Consider the following 18,537-nt stretch of genomic DNA (forward strand, 5'->3'; position numbering starts at 1 on the left):
GATACAGCAACAAGACTTAATTATCAATAAAAAATACAGATGTTTTCTCAAGCTAATCATCATTGAAAATTCAATAATCTCAGTAAGTAAATGTCCTACTAATCACACTTCATATTTGATAAAATTTATGGTACAATACCTTTAACTTCAGGTGTCTCGTCTCTGTTTTCAGGATTAAAGTAAGATATACCTTGCTTTTTATAGAGTTGAAGAAAAGGTTGTAGTCTGAAAACAAACTCCTTGTAATCCACCTTAGGTTTATCTGTCCATGCAATCTCTGCCAATGCAGCAATCCGAGGAAAAGTCATAAAATCGAGTCGTTCGTCGCTATGAATCCTTTCGGACCATAAATTAGCCTGTACTCCAGCGATCAAGGATGGATATTGATTCAAAGGGTTCCGATACGTCTTGCTAAAATCAAGTATACTGGCTAATGTCACAAAATCTCCTTTCCACCTACGTCCTGATGTATGGGTTGAATCCTGAACAAAATCAAAGTAAAATGGAATTCGAGGGCACATTATGGTTTTATAACCACTCTTTAAACCCTGCATCAATTGTTCCGGCTTATTGTGCCTCCACCACATCACTCTGCATTGCTCAGGTGATACTCCGGCACTGATTATTTCATCCCACCCAATCAGTGTTTTATTTAAAGAGGAAACGCTATCAGCCATCCTTGTAATAAAATAGAACTCGACCTGTGTGAGATTTTCAAACTCATGCTTCTTCATCAATACCTGAACAAGCGAATCAGTCTTCCATTGCTCATTCCCGAAATGCACTTCATCGCCACCCAGATGAATATATTGGGAAGGGAACAACTCCGTTACTTCACGCAGTATGTCAGTCAGAAATTTATAGGTGTTTTCGTTACCCGGATTAAAAGTAAACTCTGGCCATCGCTCCGATCCTCCACCGGAATATTCAGGATAGGCTTTGTTAGCTGCCGTCGCATGTCCTGGCATGTCAATCTCCGGGATTACTTCAATGAAACGCTCACTTGCATACTGAACGATTTCTTTAATGTCCTCCTGCGTGTAGTATTGTGCAGGACCATCAGGATTTGAATAATTTCCAACTCCACCAACTTCTGTCAATAATGGAAATTTTTTTATCTCAATTCGCCATCCCTGTACATCTGTAAGGTGCCAGTGAAACACGTTTAGCTTATAAAATGCCATCCAATCCAAAAGCTGCTTCACTTTTTCTTTTCCAAAGAAGTGACGCGATTCGTCAAGCATAAAACCTCTCCATCCAAACCGTGGCTTATCAATAATCGTGCTTTCAGGTATTTTAATTTTGTTGTTCTCTGCTGTCTTTATCCCTGCCAGTTGTACCAAAGTTTGAAGAGCATAGAACATGCCAACCTCATCAGAAGATTCAATTATGGTTTTATCAGAATCCACACTAATCCTGTATTCTTCACCCTCCAGGTCTTCTTGGGCACATCTAAGATAAAGATTGACAAACTTACCTGTCCCCTTCTGAAAAGGAAGATCGATCCCAATATTTTTTATCTGATCGGCAAATTGATTGAATACTTTTTCGCTGCCATTTTCACACTGAACAACCCAGGACTTTACATGAAGAAAAGATCCATTTTTCAATTCACAATTAGCAGGTGACGGAATAATCTGTATTGATTGACCATTTGCCAGCAATACCTGAAAAATAAAAATTACAAAAAGTACTTTTCCCCTCATATCAAGTTATTTGTTAATCCACGTAACTTGTTGTTTTCTGATTTTTACTCTTTTCAGTATGTAGAGCGGTCAGTATCATCGTATTTTTCTTGCAAACGAATGAGTTCCGTTTTGAGGCTGTCAATCAGTTCCATATGATCATCAGAATCGATCAGGTTATTCATCTCTTGTGGGTCGTTTTCCAAATCATACAGTTCCCACTCATCTATATCGTTGTAAAAATGTATAAGTTTATACCGATTCGTCCGGATTCCGTAATGCCGTTTCACCATATGTTCATTGGGGAATTCATAATAGTGATAATAGATGGCGTCGCGCCATTCAGGATCAACGTTGTCAATTAAGAGCGGTTTCAGTGAGCGTCCCTGAATAGAGGAAGGAATATCTACACCTGCAAAATCGAGAAAGGTAGGTGCATAGTCGATGTTTTGCACTAGTTGTGTTATATCACCCCTGGTAGAGTATCCCTCAGGAAGGTGCATCAAAAGCGGAGTTCGCAAAGATTCCTCATACATAAACCGCTTATCAAACCAGCCATGCTCTCCCATGTAAAATCCCTGATCGGAGGTGTAGACTATCAATGTATTTTTGTCCAGTCCATTCTCTTTGAGGTAGTCAAGTACACGTCCCACATTTTCATCTACCGATCTAATGCAAGCCAGGTAGTCTCGCATATACCTCTGGTATTTCCAGAGATATAAATCATTTCCGTTGAGTTTTTGCTCCAGAAAATCTTCCTTTATAGGATTATAATACGCATTCCATGCTTTTTTCTGTTGTTCGTTCATCCGTTTGGTATGGTCTCTATTCGGGAATCTGGATACGATATGTTTATCTTGCATTTTCAGGTCGTAGCGAAGATCCATATCTGTGGATCGAATGCTTAAGTGTTGTTCTTTGGCGGCCCTTCTTCCGTCATAATTATCAAAGAAATTTTCAGGAACCGGGTAAACTTTATCTTTAAATTCATCAAAATTAGCTGTATCGGGTTCCCATGTTCGGTGAGGTGCTTTGTGGTGTAAAAGCAAACAAAAAGGTTTATTCTTATCACGATTTTTGAGCCAATTGATGGCAAAATCGGTAGTAAGGTTTGTACAATAACCTTCGTATTGTTTCTTCTCTCCCATTTCAATAAAATCGGGATTATAGTATTGTCCTTGTCCCGGTAAAATATTCCAATAGTCGAAACCTGTCGGATCACTTTTTAAATGCCATTTACCAATCAACGCAGTTTGGTAACCAGCTGTTTTTAAAAGCTTTGGAAAGGTTACTTGGCTCCCATCAAAAGTTACGGCATTGTTTATTTGTCCGTTTTTATGGGTGTGTTTACCGGTGAGCATAGTTGCACGGCTTGGTGCACAAATGCTGTTTCCCACAAAACTGTTGTGAAAGATTACTCCTTCTTCGGCTATTCTATCGAGGTTGGGTGTCTGAATCAATTTATCACTATAAGCGCTGATCGTCTGGTAGGAATGATCATCAGTCATTATAAACAGAATGTTTGGATGTTCAATTGGCTTTTCTTTTACCTGGCAGGCGAAAAAAAGAAACTGAAGCAGTAGTATTCCTACTATCTTTAATGTATTCTTTTTCATAAAAATTGAGTTTCTAATTTATTTTTCTGCTCAAAAAATATAAAAGGGGAGGAGAATTTCCCCCCCAATTAATCTATGCAAACTAGACTATCTAAAGACTGTATATTTTTATTCCCACCCCGGATTTTGAACCAGGTTTGGATTTAAAGTCAGCTCGTTGGTAGGAATAGGAGACAGATAATCTCTGTTTACAACAAATCCATATCCATTTGGCATCGTAACCTTATCCCTGTCTATATATCTATCATCATCTACCAAAACTCCACCTAACAAATTTTCAATCTCCGGGAATGAAACTCCCTGAATAAAACGTGCACCTTTTAACCTCTTTCCTTTAAAAATATCATGTGCCCTCCAACGCCTCAGGTCTTCAAGGCGGAATCCTTCCAATGCTAATTCAACTCTACGTTCGCGTCTTATTTCGTTAATAATAGGACTCAGGTTTGGGAATTCCCAGTTAGGATCTGTAAAACCAACATTCAAATCTAATGCTGGCATTCCTGCCCTGGCACGAAGTAAGTTGATTGAATTATCCAAATCAGTTTGAGATAATGTACCAAGTTCAGCCTTGGCTTCTGCGAAAATTAAAAGTGCTTCTGCATATCGATATACAATCCCGGCAGTTTTTGCATAGTCAGAAGTACCACCACTCTGTTGTTGACTTGCATCGGTAGTAGAACCTTTTCTTACCATATAGCCAGTTGTACTATTTTGAGCAGCAGACTCAGCAATTGTTGGGTATTGGAAATAAATTCCTGCATCAGATTGTAATTGTCCGGGAACCCAAACTGATTGTGTTAAACGAGGATCGCGTCCTTCAACCGTTTGCAGCAAAGTGCTGTCCCCTTTATACATAGGGCTTAGGCTTATAGGAAGACCATCTGCACACAAATATTGATCAACTAACTGTTTGGTAATACCTGATTGATTTCCCCCCATTCCATTAAGATATTGCTGAGCACCGTGACCAGTTCCTAATTCTGGATTACACTCTTGCCACATCATAACTTCGGCAGTACTACTGTGATCAATTCTGTTAAAAAGTTTCCAATAGTCATTTTCCGTATCTCCTGTTGAATAGATGCCATATGGTCCCTGCATCAATTCTTCTGTTGCTGCAACAGCTAATTGCAAATATTTTGTTCCATCTGAGCCTTGAACACCAAATTCGGTACCTTCATGATATTTTTCCCAGGTACCTTCAAATAAACAGACCCTGGCTTTCAACAATAAAGCAATTCCTCTGTGCAACCTGTGTTCCGGCACCTCACTCTTTTCTTTCATTAGATCAATTGCGACATCCAGATCCTCAATGATTTTATCAACAATCTGATCCCTCGGTATTCTTGGCGCATACAATTCTTCCGACTCGATGTTCAGAACTTTGTCGTACCAGGGAACTGCTCCAAATGAACTAACTTTACTAAAATAAAACATTGCCCTAAAGAATCGACCTTCTCCTTTATAGTGTTTTATATCAGCTTCCAAACCATCTGTTACATTTTCAGCATTCTCAATAAAATAGTTAATCTTACGTATGTCGCCCCATGACCATCCACCGCCAGAAGCAGGAACAGAACGCTGTCCGTTTAAGGTTGAATTGGGTGTTGCCGGCTGCATGTTATCGCTGTTCGTTTCAGACTCATATACTCCTAACGACCAACCCGCTGTTAATTTTCTGAATTTTGTATAAAACTGGTTTAGATACAACTCCATATCCGTTGAAGTTTTCCAATACGAATCCTCTGTAATTTCATCTAAGGGATACTTATCAAGTACATCAGTACACCCAAATGCCATGAAACCTATAAATAGGTATATAAATATTTTTTTCATTTTTTCTAACTTTTAAAATTAAAATGTAACATTTAGCCCGGCAGAATAAACTTTTGAAAGAGGATAAGTTCTACCACTGCTGTAACTTCCACTTATTGCTCCAACTTCCGGATCAAGTGTCGACCAGAAATTTGTAATAGTAAGCAGGTTTTCGCCGCTAACGAATAACCTCAATCTTTTAATTACACTTTTATCTCCTGTATTCATTGGTACAGTATAACCCAACTGAATGTTTTTCAATCGTACATAAGAGCCATCTTGCAAATATCTTGTTGATACTTGCCTATCCTTAGTAAATCCTGTTTTACCACTAGCATCCAAAGGTTTTGGTAAATAAGCATCCGGATTATCTTCTGACCAATAATCCATAACTTCCTCCGTAATGTGCGAATGCGCTTTTCTGTTCCATCCCCAGAACAATGAGGTATAATCATTTAGCCAAACATCGCGTTTACCTACACCTTGCCACAACATATTAAAATCGAAACTTTTCCACGATGCACCAGCCTTTACAGTATATAAGTAACGGGGCCTGCTATTACCAATAACACGCCTGTCGCCAGGTCCTGTTCCAGGAACAACCTCACCAGTTTCAGGGTCAATTTCAGGCTCTAAAGTATTATCTCCAATGTTAATTTTGCCATCGCCATTTAAGTCTAAGTACTTCACATTACCCGGAGACCACCTTGAACCAAGATATGACATATCAACTTCAGCTAAATATTCGTCAACTTCTTCTTGAGTTTGAAAAAGTGATTCTGCCTCATAGCCCCATATTTCACCTAATACTTCCCCCACATAGTGACTCGAAATCAATTTCTCAGGATTATGGTATTCAGTAATAACGGACTTACTGTCAGACAACATAAATTCAACGTTGTATTTAAAATCTTTTATCTGGTCTCTCCAACCTAAGGTAAGTTCAAACCCTGTAGTTTTTAATGTTGCACTATTGGTTTTCGGAGGATTGGTTCCTAATACTGCAGGAAGTGCAGATACGGGACCAAACATATTTTCAGTAATACGTTCAAACACATCAAACTCTGCCGATAGCCTGTTATTTAGGGAGGTAAAATTAAATCCAAAGTTTTTGGTTTTCGAAGTCTCCCAGGTAATATTTGGGCTAACAATTCCGGGCATATTTGAATAGTTCGGCCTCGAACTGCCCATAATCCATGCTAACTCGGTTTTAATTGGCAAATTCGGTAAGTGCAGGTAGCTGTCTACATTTTGGTTACCTAATGTTCCGTACGAAGCTCTTAACTTGAACGTATTAAATATGTTACTAAGCGGTTCCCAGTAATTTTCTTTATGCATATTATACCCCAACGCGAAAGATGGGAAAAAACCAAATCTATGATCTTCCGGAAATTTGGAAGCTCCATCGTATCTGCCATTAAATTCAAACAAATACTTTTCCATATAGTCGTATGACAGACGTCCAAAAGCACCTAATGTAGCCCAGTCTGACTCCGGATTATTAGGATCTGTTGATTCACCAACTGCAACATTTAACGAATTTAAATCGTCATTTATAACATTATAACGTTGTGCAATTAACCGGGTAAAGTAACTTTCTTGTTGCTGAACACCCAGTAACACTTTCAGGTTATGCTTCTCGTCAAATGTTTTGCTATAATTTGTATAAATATTAAACGAGTGGTAGTCAGTATGACGGTAATCTTTTTGAATCCGGTTAGTAGCACCGTTATAAACAGTTGCAGAACCATCAGGACCGTAGAAGGTAGCCTTTTTGTAGTTTAATGTTTGCTCATGAATAACCCTTTTAAACGTATAATCGCCTTTTACATTCCATCCGGGCAAAAGTTTAATTTCCGCTTTAAAGGTGTTAATGAATTCATCATTAGTATATTCCTCAAAACCATAATTTTCGGTAAAAAAAGCTACCTGGGCATCTTGTTCCGGAACGATCTCATTGCCTTCGTCATCGTAAATAGCAGGAGTTTTTGCAGGGGCGGTTGGAATGTAGCGCATAATATCGTGATACAGCCTTTGTCGGTTTGCGCCTGCTGCTGAAGTAGGAAAAGAATTTCTTCGTCTTGTCATTCTCGACACAACACCTAAATTCAGCCAATTTGTTACCTCAGCATTTATATTACTGCTAAATGTATTTTTCGAAAAACTCTCTTCTCCAAAATTTAACATCCCGGGATCCGTCAAAAAACCAGTTGAAACATAATAGGTTAGTTTTTCTGAACCACCACTTACAGAAAGGTTGTGTTGTTGAGTAACGGCATAATCCTTATACATTACATCAAACCAATCGGTATTTGCACGGCCGGAATACCAGTCGCCGGAACCACCGCCGCCTATACCCAGCCATCGGCTTCCATTGTTAGGCATTGGGCCTGTTCCGTATGGGTAATTACCATCAATATGGTCCTGCATTTCCTGAATAGCTTCTTCAGAAAAGATGGGCGATCCCCTAAAATTTATACCGGCATCGTTGGCAATTTGGGCGAATTCTACCGAGCTTACTGTTTCAGGTAAATAAATCAATTGTTTCATATTGAAACTATTGGAGTAATTGAGTTTGAAGGAACTATTTTTTTGTCCTTTTTTAGTTGTGATAAGAATTACGCCGTATGCCGCTTCTGCACCGTAAATTGCAGCGGCTGCTGCGTCTTTTAAAACAGAAACACTTTCAATATCTTCCGGATTCACACCATTAATGTTTGCACGAACCCCGTCAACTAAAACGTATGGATTACTTGAAGATAAGGAACCAATCCCACGAATATTGAGAGACATGGTAGCATCACTGGCACCTCCTCCATTGTTAACCGAAGCATTCAAACCCGGAGCCAAACCTTGAAGGACCTGTGAAGTACTATTCACTGCCCGGTTTTGCATTTCCTCCGAGTCAATTTTAGCAACCGCACCTGTTAAGTTAACTTTCTTTTGTGTACCATAACCAACAACTACTACTTCTTCCAATCCTGCAATATCCTCTTCCATTACAATATTAAAAGTAGTTTGTGCACCAATTTTAATTTCTTGTGTTTTCATACCTATATATGAAAAAACAAGTGTTGCTGCATTTTCTGATATACTCAGGTTAAAAGTCCCTTCGGTGTTTGTAACTGTTCCGACAGCGGTACCTTTTACCACAATTGAAACCCCAGGAAGAGGTTTATTAGAGCTGTCGGTAACACGACCTGTTACCGTTTTTTGTTGCGCGAATGCAACACTGCTTATTCCTATTACCAGAATTAGCAGGTAAATTAATCTTACATGTATTTTCCCCATAATTAAATGATTTAGTTTGGAGATAAAATTACGAGTAGTCTATATTGGGATATATGAAAATTGTACAAATCACTATTGAAAATGGAATTGCAAAGCAAATTGTTGAAATTGTATAATATTATTGAAATTGTATATCTGAGGTAAGTTGCGGCTAACTTTCCAGATCGGGATGAAGGAAAAATTACTGTAAATAAACTATCTGAACAACTAAAAGTACAAATTCAATACATTGAATTCTTACTTTTTCTCAAATTTGTACAGATAAAATTTATTCCATATTAAGAGGATTAAAATGAACTTTAAAAACTTACTAATATCAATTGTATTATTTTTTAATATCACTCAGGCTTTCTCTGAAAAAAAACTGAACGTCTTATTTATTATAACAGACGACCTGACCACCACAGCAGTTTCGGCTTATGAAAACAAAGCGAGTTTTACTCCTAATATAGACAAGCTGGCATCTGAAGGCGTCTTATATACCAGTGCCTACTGCCAGTTTCCGGTTTGCGGACCATCGCGCGCTTCATTAATGTTTGGATATTATCCTCATGCCACCGGAACGTTTGGCTATACAAGCGGACGCGAAAATGTTGGCGAGCATAAAAGTTGGAGTCAATTTTTTATGGAAAATGGTTACAAGTCGATGCGGGTAAGCAAAATTTTCCACATGGGTGTTCCCAAAGACATTACGATGGGCTCAAACGGTAGCGACGATTCCCTTTCATGGCACGAGAGATACAACGTTAAAGGCCTTGAATACCTGTCTCCTGGTGAAGGAGAATTGGTGCAAAATAATCCTGATGGCACCAAGCCTGTAAAAGATGGAAATGTTATGACAATAGTGAAATCTGAGGGAGGTGATCAGGCTCAACCAGATGGAAAAGCTGCTGAAAAAGCTATTCAGTTAATAAAAGCGAATAAAAACAAACCATTCTTTTTGGCAGTTGGATTTGTACGCCCTCATGTTCCGTTTGTAGCCCCAAAAGAATATTTCCAACCTTATCCATGGCAAAGAATGGCTTTTCCCGTTGCATATAACGACGATTGGGCAGATATGCCCAAACGAGCCATTAATTACGTTAACAGTGTTAAAGCAAAAATGAATCCAACGCAGGAGAAAAAAGCAATTGCTGCATATTATGCAAGCGTAGCATATATGGATGCTCAAGTTGGGAAAGTATTGAATGCCTTAAAAGAAGAAGGATTGGAAGATAATACAATTGTTATTTTTACTTCCGACCATGGTTTTCATTTAGCTGAACACCGATTTTGGATGAAGGTAAGCCTTAAAGAGGAATCGGTTCGTGTTCCGTTGATTATAAAAGTGCCGGGGAAAGAGCCTGCTGTTTGCAACTCTTTTGTAGAATTAATCGATTTATACCCAACTATCGCTGAATTAGCAGGATTAAAACCGTCAGAACATTTACAGGGAAAGAGTTTGGTTGAAACAATTAACAATCCGCAAACAGAAGTCAGGGATTATATATTTACTGTCACGCAAGGAGGAAATTCATTCTTATTAAGAAATCGCGACTGGGCTTTTATGTCGTACAACGAAGATGGTAGCCTGGGCTACGAACTTTATGATATGCGAAAAGATCCCTACCAAATTAATAATCTAGCTCAAAAACCTGAATACAAAGAAGTACTAAACCATTTTAAAGAGCTATTATCCCTTAAATTAGAAGCTGTGCGAAAAAATGATTTATAGTACAACCTGAATGGTAATTGTTCAACAATCTTAGCCAAAACAGCTGTTATTCAACGTGTCGATAATCTGATGGGGATACTTTAAAATTCTTTTTAAATACAGCACTAAAATAAGAGTGATCTGAAAAGCCCGTTTCTGTCGCAATTTCTGAAATGGTCTTGCTGGTTTGTTTTAAAATCATGCACGCCTTTTGTAGGCGAATTGACAGGATAAATTCGTTTATTGATTTTCCGCTAATGGCTTTTATTTTTTTGTAAGCAAGCGTTCTGCTAATGCCTAGTTCTGCAATTAATGAATCTACATTGAATTGCGTATTTTGAAGGTTCAATTCTACTGTGGAGATTGCTTTTTGAAGAAATTTTTCATCCATTTTACTATTAGTAACTTCTTCTACTTTAATAACAAGATCCATATTGAAGCGCCCTTTAAGTACCTCCCTGTTTTTTAACAAAGCATTAACTTGAGCGTGTAGAACAAAAGTGTCGAATGGCTTTGAAACATACAGATCTGCACCTGATTTATAGCCCTCAATTTCATGTTCGGCCATTGTTTTGGCAGTAAGCATTACAACAGGAATATGGCTAATCCGCAAATCATCCCGCAGTGATTTACAAAATCCATAACCGTCCAGTTCAGGCATCATAACATCTGTTATTATTATATCGGGCAGATGTTCCACTGCTTGAAGTAACCCGGTTCTACCGTTATCAGCTGTAAAAACCTCATAATCCTTACTAAATTCTTTTTCAAGATAATACCTGAGTTCCAAGTCATCTTCAATTATTAGCATGGATATATTTTTCTCTGACAGTTCTTTATCAAATGTCCGAACAACATCAGGTTCATTTTCCAGTTCAACTTCCCCAATGATAGCATCGTTTGTATGTACAATTTCAAATTGTTTTTTGAAAGGAAGTTTCACAACAAATGTGGCCCCCTCACCTATTTCACTTTCTGCCCAGATTTTACCGCCATGCAATTCAACCAGTTTTTTAGACAGAGCCAGGCCAATTCCAGTGCCTTCTGTTAAAGTATCACCTTGAAAATAGCGGTCAAAAATTGAATCAAGTTTCGAATCCGGAATTCCTTTACCATTATCCTTTACCCGGATATTAACCCATTCAGGTTCTGTATCTACAATCAACTCAATAATACCTCCTGGAGACGTGCATTTTAATGCGTTTGAAAAAAGGTTGTACAAAATTTTAGTAAGCTTATCCTTATCAAAATAGAAGAATATTGACTTATCCGCATATATCAGTTTTATATCGATTCCTTCGGTTCTGGCCATAAAATGAAATGTATCCAACACTTCGCGGCACAATTCAATCAAATTTGAACTCGAAAGATTCAGCTTTAATTCATCCATTTCAGCTTTCCTGAATTCCAGGATCTGATCAACTAATACTTTCATTCGGTGAGAATTACGATAAATTCCGGGTAGTTCATTTTTTATTTCTTCAATTGAAACATTTTTTCCAACTACTTTTTTCAACGGAGAGTAAATCAAAGTCAATGGCGTTCGTAATTCATGCGAAATATTTGTAAAAAATCGCAATTTCATCTGGTTGATTTCATTCAAACGCTTTTGTTCGTTTTTCTCAACGGCAAGCAGGTGTTTAAGTTTTGCCCTTTTTAGCGACTCCATCCAAATTAATGAAGCAATTGTAAGTACAACAAATACAATCAAAATCCTGAACCAGGTTGTCTGCCACCAGGGAGGTAAAACTTCAAAACTGATGTTTGTTGTTTTTTCATTCCAAATTCCGTTAGGAGTTGATGCTTTTACCTTGAAAGTATATTTACCGGGTGTTAAATTTGTGTAATTAGCCGACCTCTCTTTTCCGATATTCCAAATTTCTTCAAAACCATCGAGCAAATAGGAATACAATATTTTTTCGTGCTGGGGCAGGTCGAATGAATTAAAAGAAAATTTATAGGTTGAACTAGAATAGGGTATTTTTGCTAGAGCTAAAGATTGTGTGTTGCGTGAAAAAACAGTTGAAATTTCCGAACCTTCTTTAGTCCCTACTAATTCGAACTTTGTTACCCAGACATTGCTTGAAATCGTATCGGTAAATACTTCTTTAGGAGTAAACCTCAGAATCCCATTGTTGGTTCCCAGGAATACTTCCCCCTTTTCATTTTTCAGGAAAGAACCAAATCGAAAATCGTGTTCATCTTTTTCATAAACGGTAATGTTGTTTCCTTCCAGCTCAGAATTAATTTTCAGAATTCCATTGCTTGTAGCTGCCCATAGCGTTTTTCCAGTTTCCCATAATAACTGAAATTTGGTATTGGCAAACTTGCTGGTTTTAAAGTAAGGCGAAACAAGTTGAGTATCTGTATTATATTTGAACAGCCCTTTCGTCGTTCCAAATAAAACCAGCCCGTTTCTGTCAACAATAATCGAACGTACTTCGTTACCATAACTATTCCGGGAATTATTCAATGATACTACATCTTCAAATCTATTTTTAGAGTAATTGTAGGCGTAAAAGCCACCCTGCGAACCAAACCATATTTTTTTATTTTTTTTATCTTCGAATGAAGTGTAGAATGCGGGAGAAATTCCCAGGGAAAAAGTATCGCTGTTTTTGTTTGAAAGCTGAACGGATTTATTCTCTTTTAAATTTATGCAGTATAATTCATTGGCAAATATCCATATTTTCCCGCTGGAATCAGCAGTTAGCCTGTAATGGCTTCTTTGTCCTATTTCTTTTAAAAGCGGATGTTTATGTGCATCAGTAAATGTTTCTGTGTTTTTGTTAAAAAAATACAACTTATCTAAAAATGCAGCTACCAATAAAACATCTTTTGTAAAAGGTACAACCCCTGTAATTTTTTTTATTCCGTTTTGTTTAAAGCTCTTAAAACTATTAGTTGTTTTATCAAACTTGTTCAATCCGCCTCCGTCGGTAGCCAACCATATATTTTTATCCTCGTCCTCAATAATTTTGGTAATGGAATTGCCCGATGGACCGGCATCGGATTCTTTAACCGATGCGAAATGTTCGAAATTACTCTCGAAAATCAGAGTAGCACCATCACGAACAGTGCCGAGCCAAACCTCACCATTTTTAGTAAAATTTAACGATTGCACCTCATTCCCCGGAAGTATTTGATCTACATAGGGCCCGGATTGGAAAGAGTTTACCAAATTAAACGCAGTATCAAACTCCTGAACTCCTCCTCCATCCGTTGCCATCCAAAGATTGTTTGTTAACGGATGTGATTTAAATTGAATAAGAATTTCGTGACTAAGCTCCGAATTATTCCCATTGTAATGTTTTATGGTACCATTTTTCTTATTAATTTTTGTTAATCCTGAGAAACTACTGGCAACCCAAATATCATCTCCTTGTTTTTCCAGGCCGCAATAAAAGTTATAAGGTAATGAATAAAATGGTTTTAGAACCTTTGAATTTTTATCTACCAAAAATAAACCTTGCGCCGTAACAGATACCAAAAGGTAAGTACTATCAAAATCACATGCCTGTTGGATTTCCCAATTGGTATTGGCCAAAGCATCCCGCTGAAACAAAACTGGGTATACCTCCAACGCTTTTGTTTTCTTATTGTGAATATAAAAAGTATTGGAATTATAAAACCAAAGTGTAGAATCGCTTTCATGCAGAATCCTTACATACGATGAGGTATTTTTTATTTCTAAACTGCTAAATGATTGGAGTTCGGGATTGAAATAATTAACACCGGATTGTGTAACCACCCAAAGCCGATTACCTTTATCTTCATAAATTTCCCGGATTCTGTTATCATTTATAGACGAATTATCATTGGCATCGTGATAAAATGTTTGCATTTCAAATCCATCATACCTGTTCAGACCATGCTGCGTCCCAAACCAAACATACCCCATGTGGTCAACGCAAATGGTTTTCACATTACTGTCAGACAATCCATCCTCCTTGGTAACATTTAAAGCGTTGTAAATCTGGCCTGAAATTACGTTTGCATAAAGCACCAGAATTAAGAACAAGTAGGTAATTCTTTTCAAATTTCAAAATATTTCATAGCTACTGCTAAATCCTCAATGTTTTTATAACACACCCTTTCCTAAGTTCATCTAAAACATAAGTAATCTGGAGCATTCCCTCCATAACTACTTCTGACCACTCCTTTTCTTCAGGGATCTGTTTAAGTGCGAGTTTTCTTTGAATTACATTGGTCAGAATATTTCGGTGGATCTGTATTCGATTGATGGTTTGCTTATCCCATTCATGATGTTTTCGAACCGTTGATAATGAAAGACCGTATTGAACAAATTTCTCAATTTTTAAAAGAAGCACAAGCATTGATTTAATACCCATTTTCGCCAATACTTCCCTATCGTGTTTGGTGTGTTCCGGCAATTCGGAAAGATGCTGCACGGCAATTTTTTCATCATTTTTTATGCTTTCAAAAACAAACGACAAATAGCCTACGACAAGATCTGTAATCTGCGGAATTTCTATTTCAGGTCGTGAATAAAAGTAAGGAACAATAATTTTGGATTGATCTTTAGTAAATTTACCCAAATGACGGAGGTATACATCAAAGAATTCTAATATTCTTTTCAAACCGGATAAAATGGCAGCATCAACGGAATCCAATGGTAGCTTCACCAACTCAGATGATAATTCACCAAGTAATAATTCAAAAGATATATTTTTACCCATTAATTGCTCTTATCTTTTGCAAATTCAGCTCAAGATAGGTCAAATGAAGGGAAATCTGAAAAGATACTCTTACAAAAAACATCTTTTCACGTCTATTTTGAACTTATAAAAATTAAAAGGGCCCTAGTATTCTGTGGATCCCAAAAAATCACCATTCTATAAATATTATGACATATAGTCAGGAGGTTTAAATTAAACAACAACCACGAATTACCTATATTCGAGATAGAATCAGCATTATAAATTGTTTGCATATTCCACTTGCGCAATTTTTCAAAAAATGATAAAGTTAAAAGGATCGTTTCCTGAGAATCCTTTTAACTCATATTACAATAAATAACTGACAAATATAGTTCGACTGTATGTTAGAATCAAGGGTGTCTCTCAATTACCTTTTTCATAACAAAAAAAGAATATCACTTGAAACATTTAAAACTCTGTAAGTTTATTTGACCAATTCTTTCTTTCATTATTTTCAAAACTACCTAAATAGTTTTCTGTAGTTCCTATATTCGAATGGCCGAGTGAATCTCCAATAAAGGAATTAGGAGCACCCTTTCGTTTTAACATAGTAGCAAAGGAATGTCTTGCAGTGCCGGTTGTTAGTCTATTTTGAATACCCACTTCTTTTGCAATAGTTTTCAATTTGGTATTCATCATTCTGTTAATCGATTTTGATTTTTTATGAATTTGCTCTTCAGTCATTTCTGTTGTCAGGAAAGGAAAGATATAGCTATCCTGATCATCTGATTCCCTTCGCCACCTCATTATAATTTTCATCACTGTATCATTCACAAAAACTTCAATAAGTTTTGATTTACGGTTGGTTGTTCTTGTTTTTTCACGTCTGAAATAAATGGAGTCTCCTTCAATATCGGAATTTTTAAGCAAGCAAATATCTTTTGTATTTATTCCATTACACAGATATGAAAAAATCCATAAATCCCTGTACAATTGTTCTTTACTCCCTTCTTCCGGTTCATATTCAAATATTTTCTTTATTTCATCAGTATTGAGGGCCTTTTTAATATTTTTTGGTTGTGGAATTTCATATTTATTATCAACACTCTTTCCAAAAGGGTAAAGGTTATCTGAAATATCACCTCTTTTAATTGCGCGGTTAAAAACATACCGTACATTTCTTAAATACATGCTGATTGTTGTTTCGGACTTACCATATTTCAGCATCCAATCTTCGTATTTCTTCAAAAATGCAGGATTACAAACACGAAACTTCATCGTTTCTCGTGTGTACATTTTTTTAAATGATTCCAGAGTATTTTTATAAGTATCGGCCGTACTGAACTTATTATCACGCCTTAAGTCATCCTCTCTCTCTTTTAAAGCTGCAAACAAATCTTTATTGTGCCCTTTTCGGTTTAAAAACTGACGCTCGAATTCTTCAAAAGAAAACTCATCCATTTTTCGAATTATACTAATAGCCTTCTTCTCAATACCATATAAATCAGTTTGAGTTTGTTTATATTCTCCTCTGGGATTTTTACTAGTTACCTTTTCAAATTCCAATTTCGTCATTGAAATCTTAGTCGCATAAAATTTGGAATTTCTTTCACAAGTAATTCGTATCTTAACAGGATAAGTCCCATCGTTTCTTACTCTACGAGTATCCAGATAAATTCCTGTTGAAGCTATGGCAATATTTTCCATGAAAAATAATTTGCAAACAAATTTGCAAACATTTTCTATAAATTGCAATAATTTATCATGAAAATAAATTGCACCACAAACATCTATGTATTTGATTTTATGTATTTTATGTAACTTACAATAAATTCTAACAAACAGCAATAAACCGCCATGTCATGTTTTGGGAGCAGGGGGTCCCAGGTTCGAATCCTGGTATCCCGACTTGAAAATTAAAGAGTTACAAGATTTATTTCTTGTAACTCTTTTTTGTTTGCACAAAATTTGCACAAAAAGCGCGTCAAAAAAAGTCCTAAAAAACGAATAAAATTGAAGTATGTTAATGGAAATAATCCATATCTAAATATCTGATTATCAAAATAGATCGAATATTTTCGTTAAATAATTTGATTGATATTCTTTAAACAATCTTATTTGATAAAGACGCATATTATTTAATCAATCCTTTTTCTTTGTACAACTCTATAAAATGCTGATCAAGTTCATCGGAATCTTGGTATTTCACTCGAATATCTTTCAGCTTCTGTTTCATGGTGGCAACCACGTCGGCATAGGTCGGATCGTCATATACGCTGTTTAATTCCAACGGATCTTTTTTGCGGTCATACAACTCCCACTCGTCGATATCGTAATAAAAATGTACCAGTTTGTACTCTTTTGTTACGATTCCATAGTGTCGTTTCACCATATGAAATCCCGGATATTCGTAATACTGGTAGTATACTGCGTCTCGAGTCCAGGCAGCTGTATCGCCCAACAATAACGGCATCAGGCTTTCCCCCTGCATATCATCGGGCTGCTCAACACCGGCCGCATCCAGAAAAGTTTGTGCAAAATCCAGGTTTTGTACCATTTCATCGGAAACCGATTCCGAAGCAATTTTCCCGGGCCACTTTACCAAAAGCGGAGTTTTAAACGATTCGTTGTAAATAAAGCGCTTATCGAACCAGCCGTGTTCACCCAAATAAAAACCCTGATCGGAAGTATAAACAATAATTGTGTTTTCATCCAGTCCGGTTTCTTCCAGGTGATCAAGTAGGCGACCAACATTTTCATCTACAGCAGCAATACATCCCAGGTAATCCTGCATGTATCGCTGGTATTTCCAACGCATAAACGTCGAATCATCCATGCTCGGGTACATTTGTGCAAATTCCTCATTAATGGGTCCATACACCTCATCCCAGCTTTCTTTCTGCTCGGGTGTCAGTCTATTGTATTTCTGATTGAAAACCCGTTTCCCCCAATCACTGGGTTCCTTTATCCCAAGTTTATCAGCAACTTCCGGATAAATCTTGTTATCGGCCGAAACCGTCATATGTTTTAGCAGGTTCATTTCGGCTTCTCTGGCAGCGGTACCCCTTCCCTGGTAATCATCGAAAAGCGTTACAGGCTCCGGAAAAGTTTTCTTTGTAAACTCGCGATAATGGCGCTCAGCAGGAATCCATTCGCGGTGCGGTGCTTTGTGCAGGTACATTAAAAAGAAGGGCTGATCGTCTTTTCTTCGGTGATCGAGCCAATCGATCGTCAGATCGGTGATAATGTCGGTAACATAGCCCATAATAGTTGTATCGCCCTTGTTGGTAATAAACTGAGGATTATAATAATCGCCCTGCCCCGGAAGAATCTTGAATTCATCGAAACCTTTTGGATTATTCCCGAAATGTAATTTTCCAAACATGGCTGTTTGGTAACCCGCACCGTGAATTAACTGAGGGAAAGTAACATTGGTTGTATCAAATGGAAAATTATTATCGATCTTTCCATTGATGTGAGTATGTTTTCCTGTTAGGATAGTGGCCCGCGAAGGAGCACAAATCGAATTGGTAACGCAGGCGTTGGTGAATAACATTCCTTCCTCTGCAATCCTATCGATGTTTGGTGTTTTTATGAGCTTGTCGGTATAAGCACTAATGGCCTGGTATGCGTGGTCATCGCTCATGATAAAAATGATGTTCGGACGTTCGGGCACTTCGGGTTTTGAATTGCATGAACTCAAAAGAACGACCAGTGCGAAAACGGATATAAGAAAGATCGGATATTTATTACTATTTAACATGATATTGTATTTT

9 protein-coding genes are annotated in these 18,537 nt (G+C 37.2%); 1 reads left to right on the plus strand and 8 read right to left on the minus strand.

Annotated elements, in window-relative coordinates:
* Positions 1 to 125: 125 nt before the first annotated feature.
* From WFY05_RS00245 to WFY05_RS00260, 4 genes are all read right to left on the minus strand, one after another.
* Positions 126 to 1,706 carry a beta-N-acetylhexosaminidase gene (locus tag WFY05_RS00245; protein WP_340110685.1) on the minus strand — a complete coding sequence of 527 codons (1,581 nt, stop codon included), beginning with the start codon at positions 1,704 to 1,706 and terminating at the stop codon, positions 126 to 128.
* Between the two features lie 53 nt (positions 1,707 to 1,759).
* Positions 1,760 to 3,301: a sulfatase family protein gene (locus WFY05_RS00250; RefSeq protein WP_340110686.1), complete on the minus strand. Its 1,542-nt coding sequence runs from the start codon at positions 3,299 to 3,301 to the stop codon at positions 1,760 to 1,762.
* A gap of 108 nt (positions 3,302 to 3,409) precedes the next feature.
* Positions 3,410 to 5,137, minus strand: a complete 1,728-nt coding sequence (locus tag WFY05_RS00255; RefSeq protein WP_340110687.1) for a RagB/SusD family nutrient uptake outer membrane protein — start codon at positions 5,135 to 5,137, stop codon at positions 3,410 to 3,412.
* 18 nt (positions 5,138 to 5,155) lie between these two features.
* The gene (locus tag WFY05_RS00260) at positions 5,156 to 8,407 is read right to left on the minus strand and encodes a SusC/RagA family TonB-linked outer membrane protein (RefSeq protein ID WP_340110689.1); all 3,252 of its coding nucleotides are present in this window, start codon (positions 8,405 to 8,407) and stop codon (positions 5,156 to 5,158) included.
* Between the two features lie 292 nt (positions 8,408 to 8,699).
* Here WFY05_RS00260 and WFY05_RS00265 point away from each other — a divergent pair, with 292 nt between their 5' ends.
* Positions 8,700 to 10,121 carry a sulfatase gene (locus WFY05_RS00265; protein WP_340110690.1) on the plus strand — a complete coding sequence of 474 codons (1,422 nt, stop codon included), beginning with the start codon at positions 8,700 to 8,702 and terminating at the stop codon, positions 10,119 to 10,121.
* A 46-nt stretch (positions 10,122 to 10,167) separates the two neighbouring features.
* Here the strand turns inward: WFY05_RS00265 and WFY05_RS00270 are convergent, their stop codons facing one another.
* From WFY05_RS00270 to WFY05_RS00285, 4 genes are all read right to left on the minus strand, one after another.
* Positions 10,168 to 14,139 (minus strand): hybrid sensor histidine kinase/response regulator transcription factor, encoded by a 3,972-nt coding sequence (locus WFY05_RS00270; protein ID WP_340110691.1) that lies wholly within the window; start codon positions 14,137 to 14,139, stop codon positions 10,168 to 10,170.
* 25 nt (positions 14,140 to 14,164) lie between these two features.
* Complete coding sequence (locus tag WFY05_RS00275; RefSeq protein WP_340110693.1) at positions 14,165 to 14,800, minus strand: hypothetical protein; 636 nt, start codon at positions 14,798 to 14,800, stop codon at positions 14,165 to 14,167.
* A 429-nt stretch (positions 14,801 to 15,229) separates the two neighbouring features.
* Positions 15,230 to 16,468, minus strand: coding sequence for a tyrosine-type recombinase/integrase (locus tag WFY05_RS00280; protein ID WP_340110694.1), 1,239 nt, complete (start codon positions 16,466 to 16,468; stop codon positions 15,230 to 15,232).
* 427 nt (positions 16,469 to 16,895) lie between these two features.
* The gene (locus WFY05_RS00285; RefSeq protein ID WP_340110695.1) at positions 16,896 to 18,524 is read right to left on the minus strand and encodes a sulfatase family protein; all 1,629 of its coding nucleotides are present in this window, start codon (positions 18,522 to 18,524) and stop codon (positions 16,896 to 16,898) included.
* Positions 18,525 to 18,537 lie beyond the last annotated feature (13 nt).

Origin of the sequence: Maribellus mangrovi (assembly GCF_037646455.1) — a bacterium.
GTDB lineage: Bacteria > Bacteroidota > Bacteroidia > Bacteroidales > Prolixibacteraceae > Draconibacterium > Draconibacterium mangrovi_A.

What these genes read in the sequence shown, in the direction of transcription:
- WFY05_RS00245 (WP_340110685.1), bottom strand. Translation starts at nt 1,706, where the DNA reads ATGAGGGGAAAAGTACTTTTTGTAATTTTTATTTTTCAGGTATTGCTG.
- WFY05_RS00250 (WP_340110686.1), bottom strand. Translation starts at nt 3,301, where the DNA reads ATGAAAAAGAATACATTAAAGATAGTAGGAATACTACTGCTTCAGTTT.
- WFY05_RS00255 (WP_340110687.1), bottom strand. Translation starts at nt 5,137, where the DNA reads ATGAAAAAAATATTTATATACCTATTTATAGGTTTCATGGCATTTGGG.
- WFY05_RS00260 (WP_340110689.1), bottom strand. Translation starts at nt 8,407, where the DNA reads ATGGGGAAAATACATGTAAGATTAATTTACCTGCTAATTCTGGTAATA.
- WFY05_RS00265 (WP_340110690.1), top strand. Translation starts at nt 8,700, where the DNA reads ATGAACTTTAAAAACTTACTAATATCAATTGTATTATTTTTTAATATC.
- WFY05_RS00275 (WP_340110693.1), bottom strand. Translation starts at nt 14,800, where the DNA reads ATGGGTAAAAATATATCTTTTGAATTATTACTTGGTGAATTATCATCT.
- WFY05_RS00280 (WP_340110694.1), bottom strand. Translation starts at nt 16,468, where the DNA reads ATGGAAAATATTGCCATAGCTTCAACAGGAATTTATCTGGATACTCGT.
- WFY05_RS00285 (WP_340110695.1), bottom strand. Translation starts at nt 18,524, where the DNA reads ATGTTAAATAGTAATAAATATCCGATCTTTCTTATATCCGTTTTCGCA.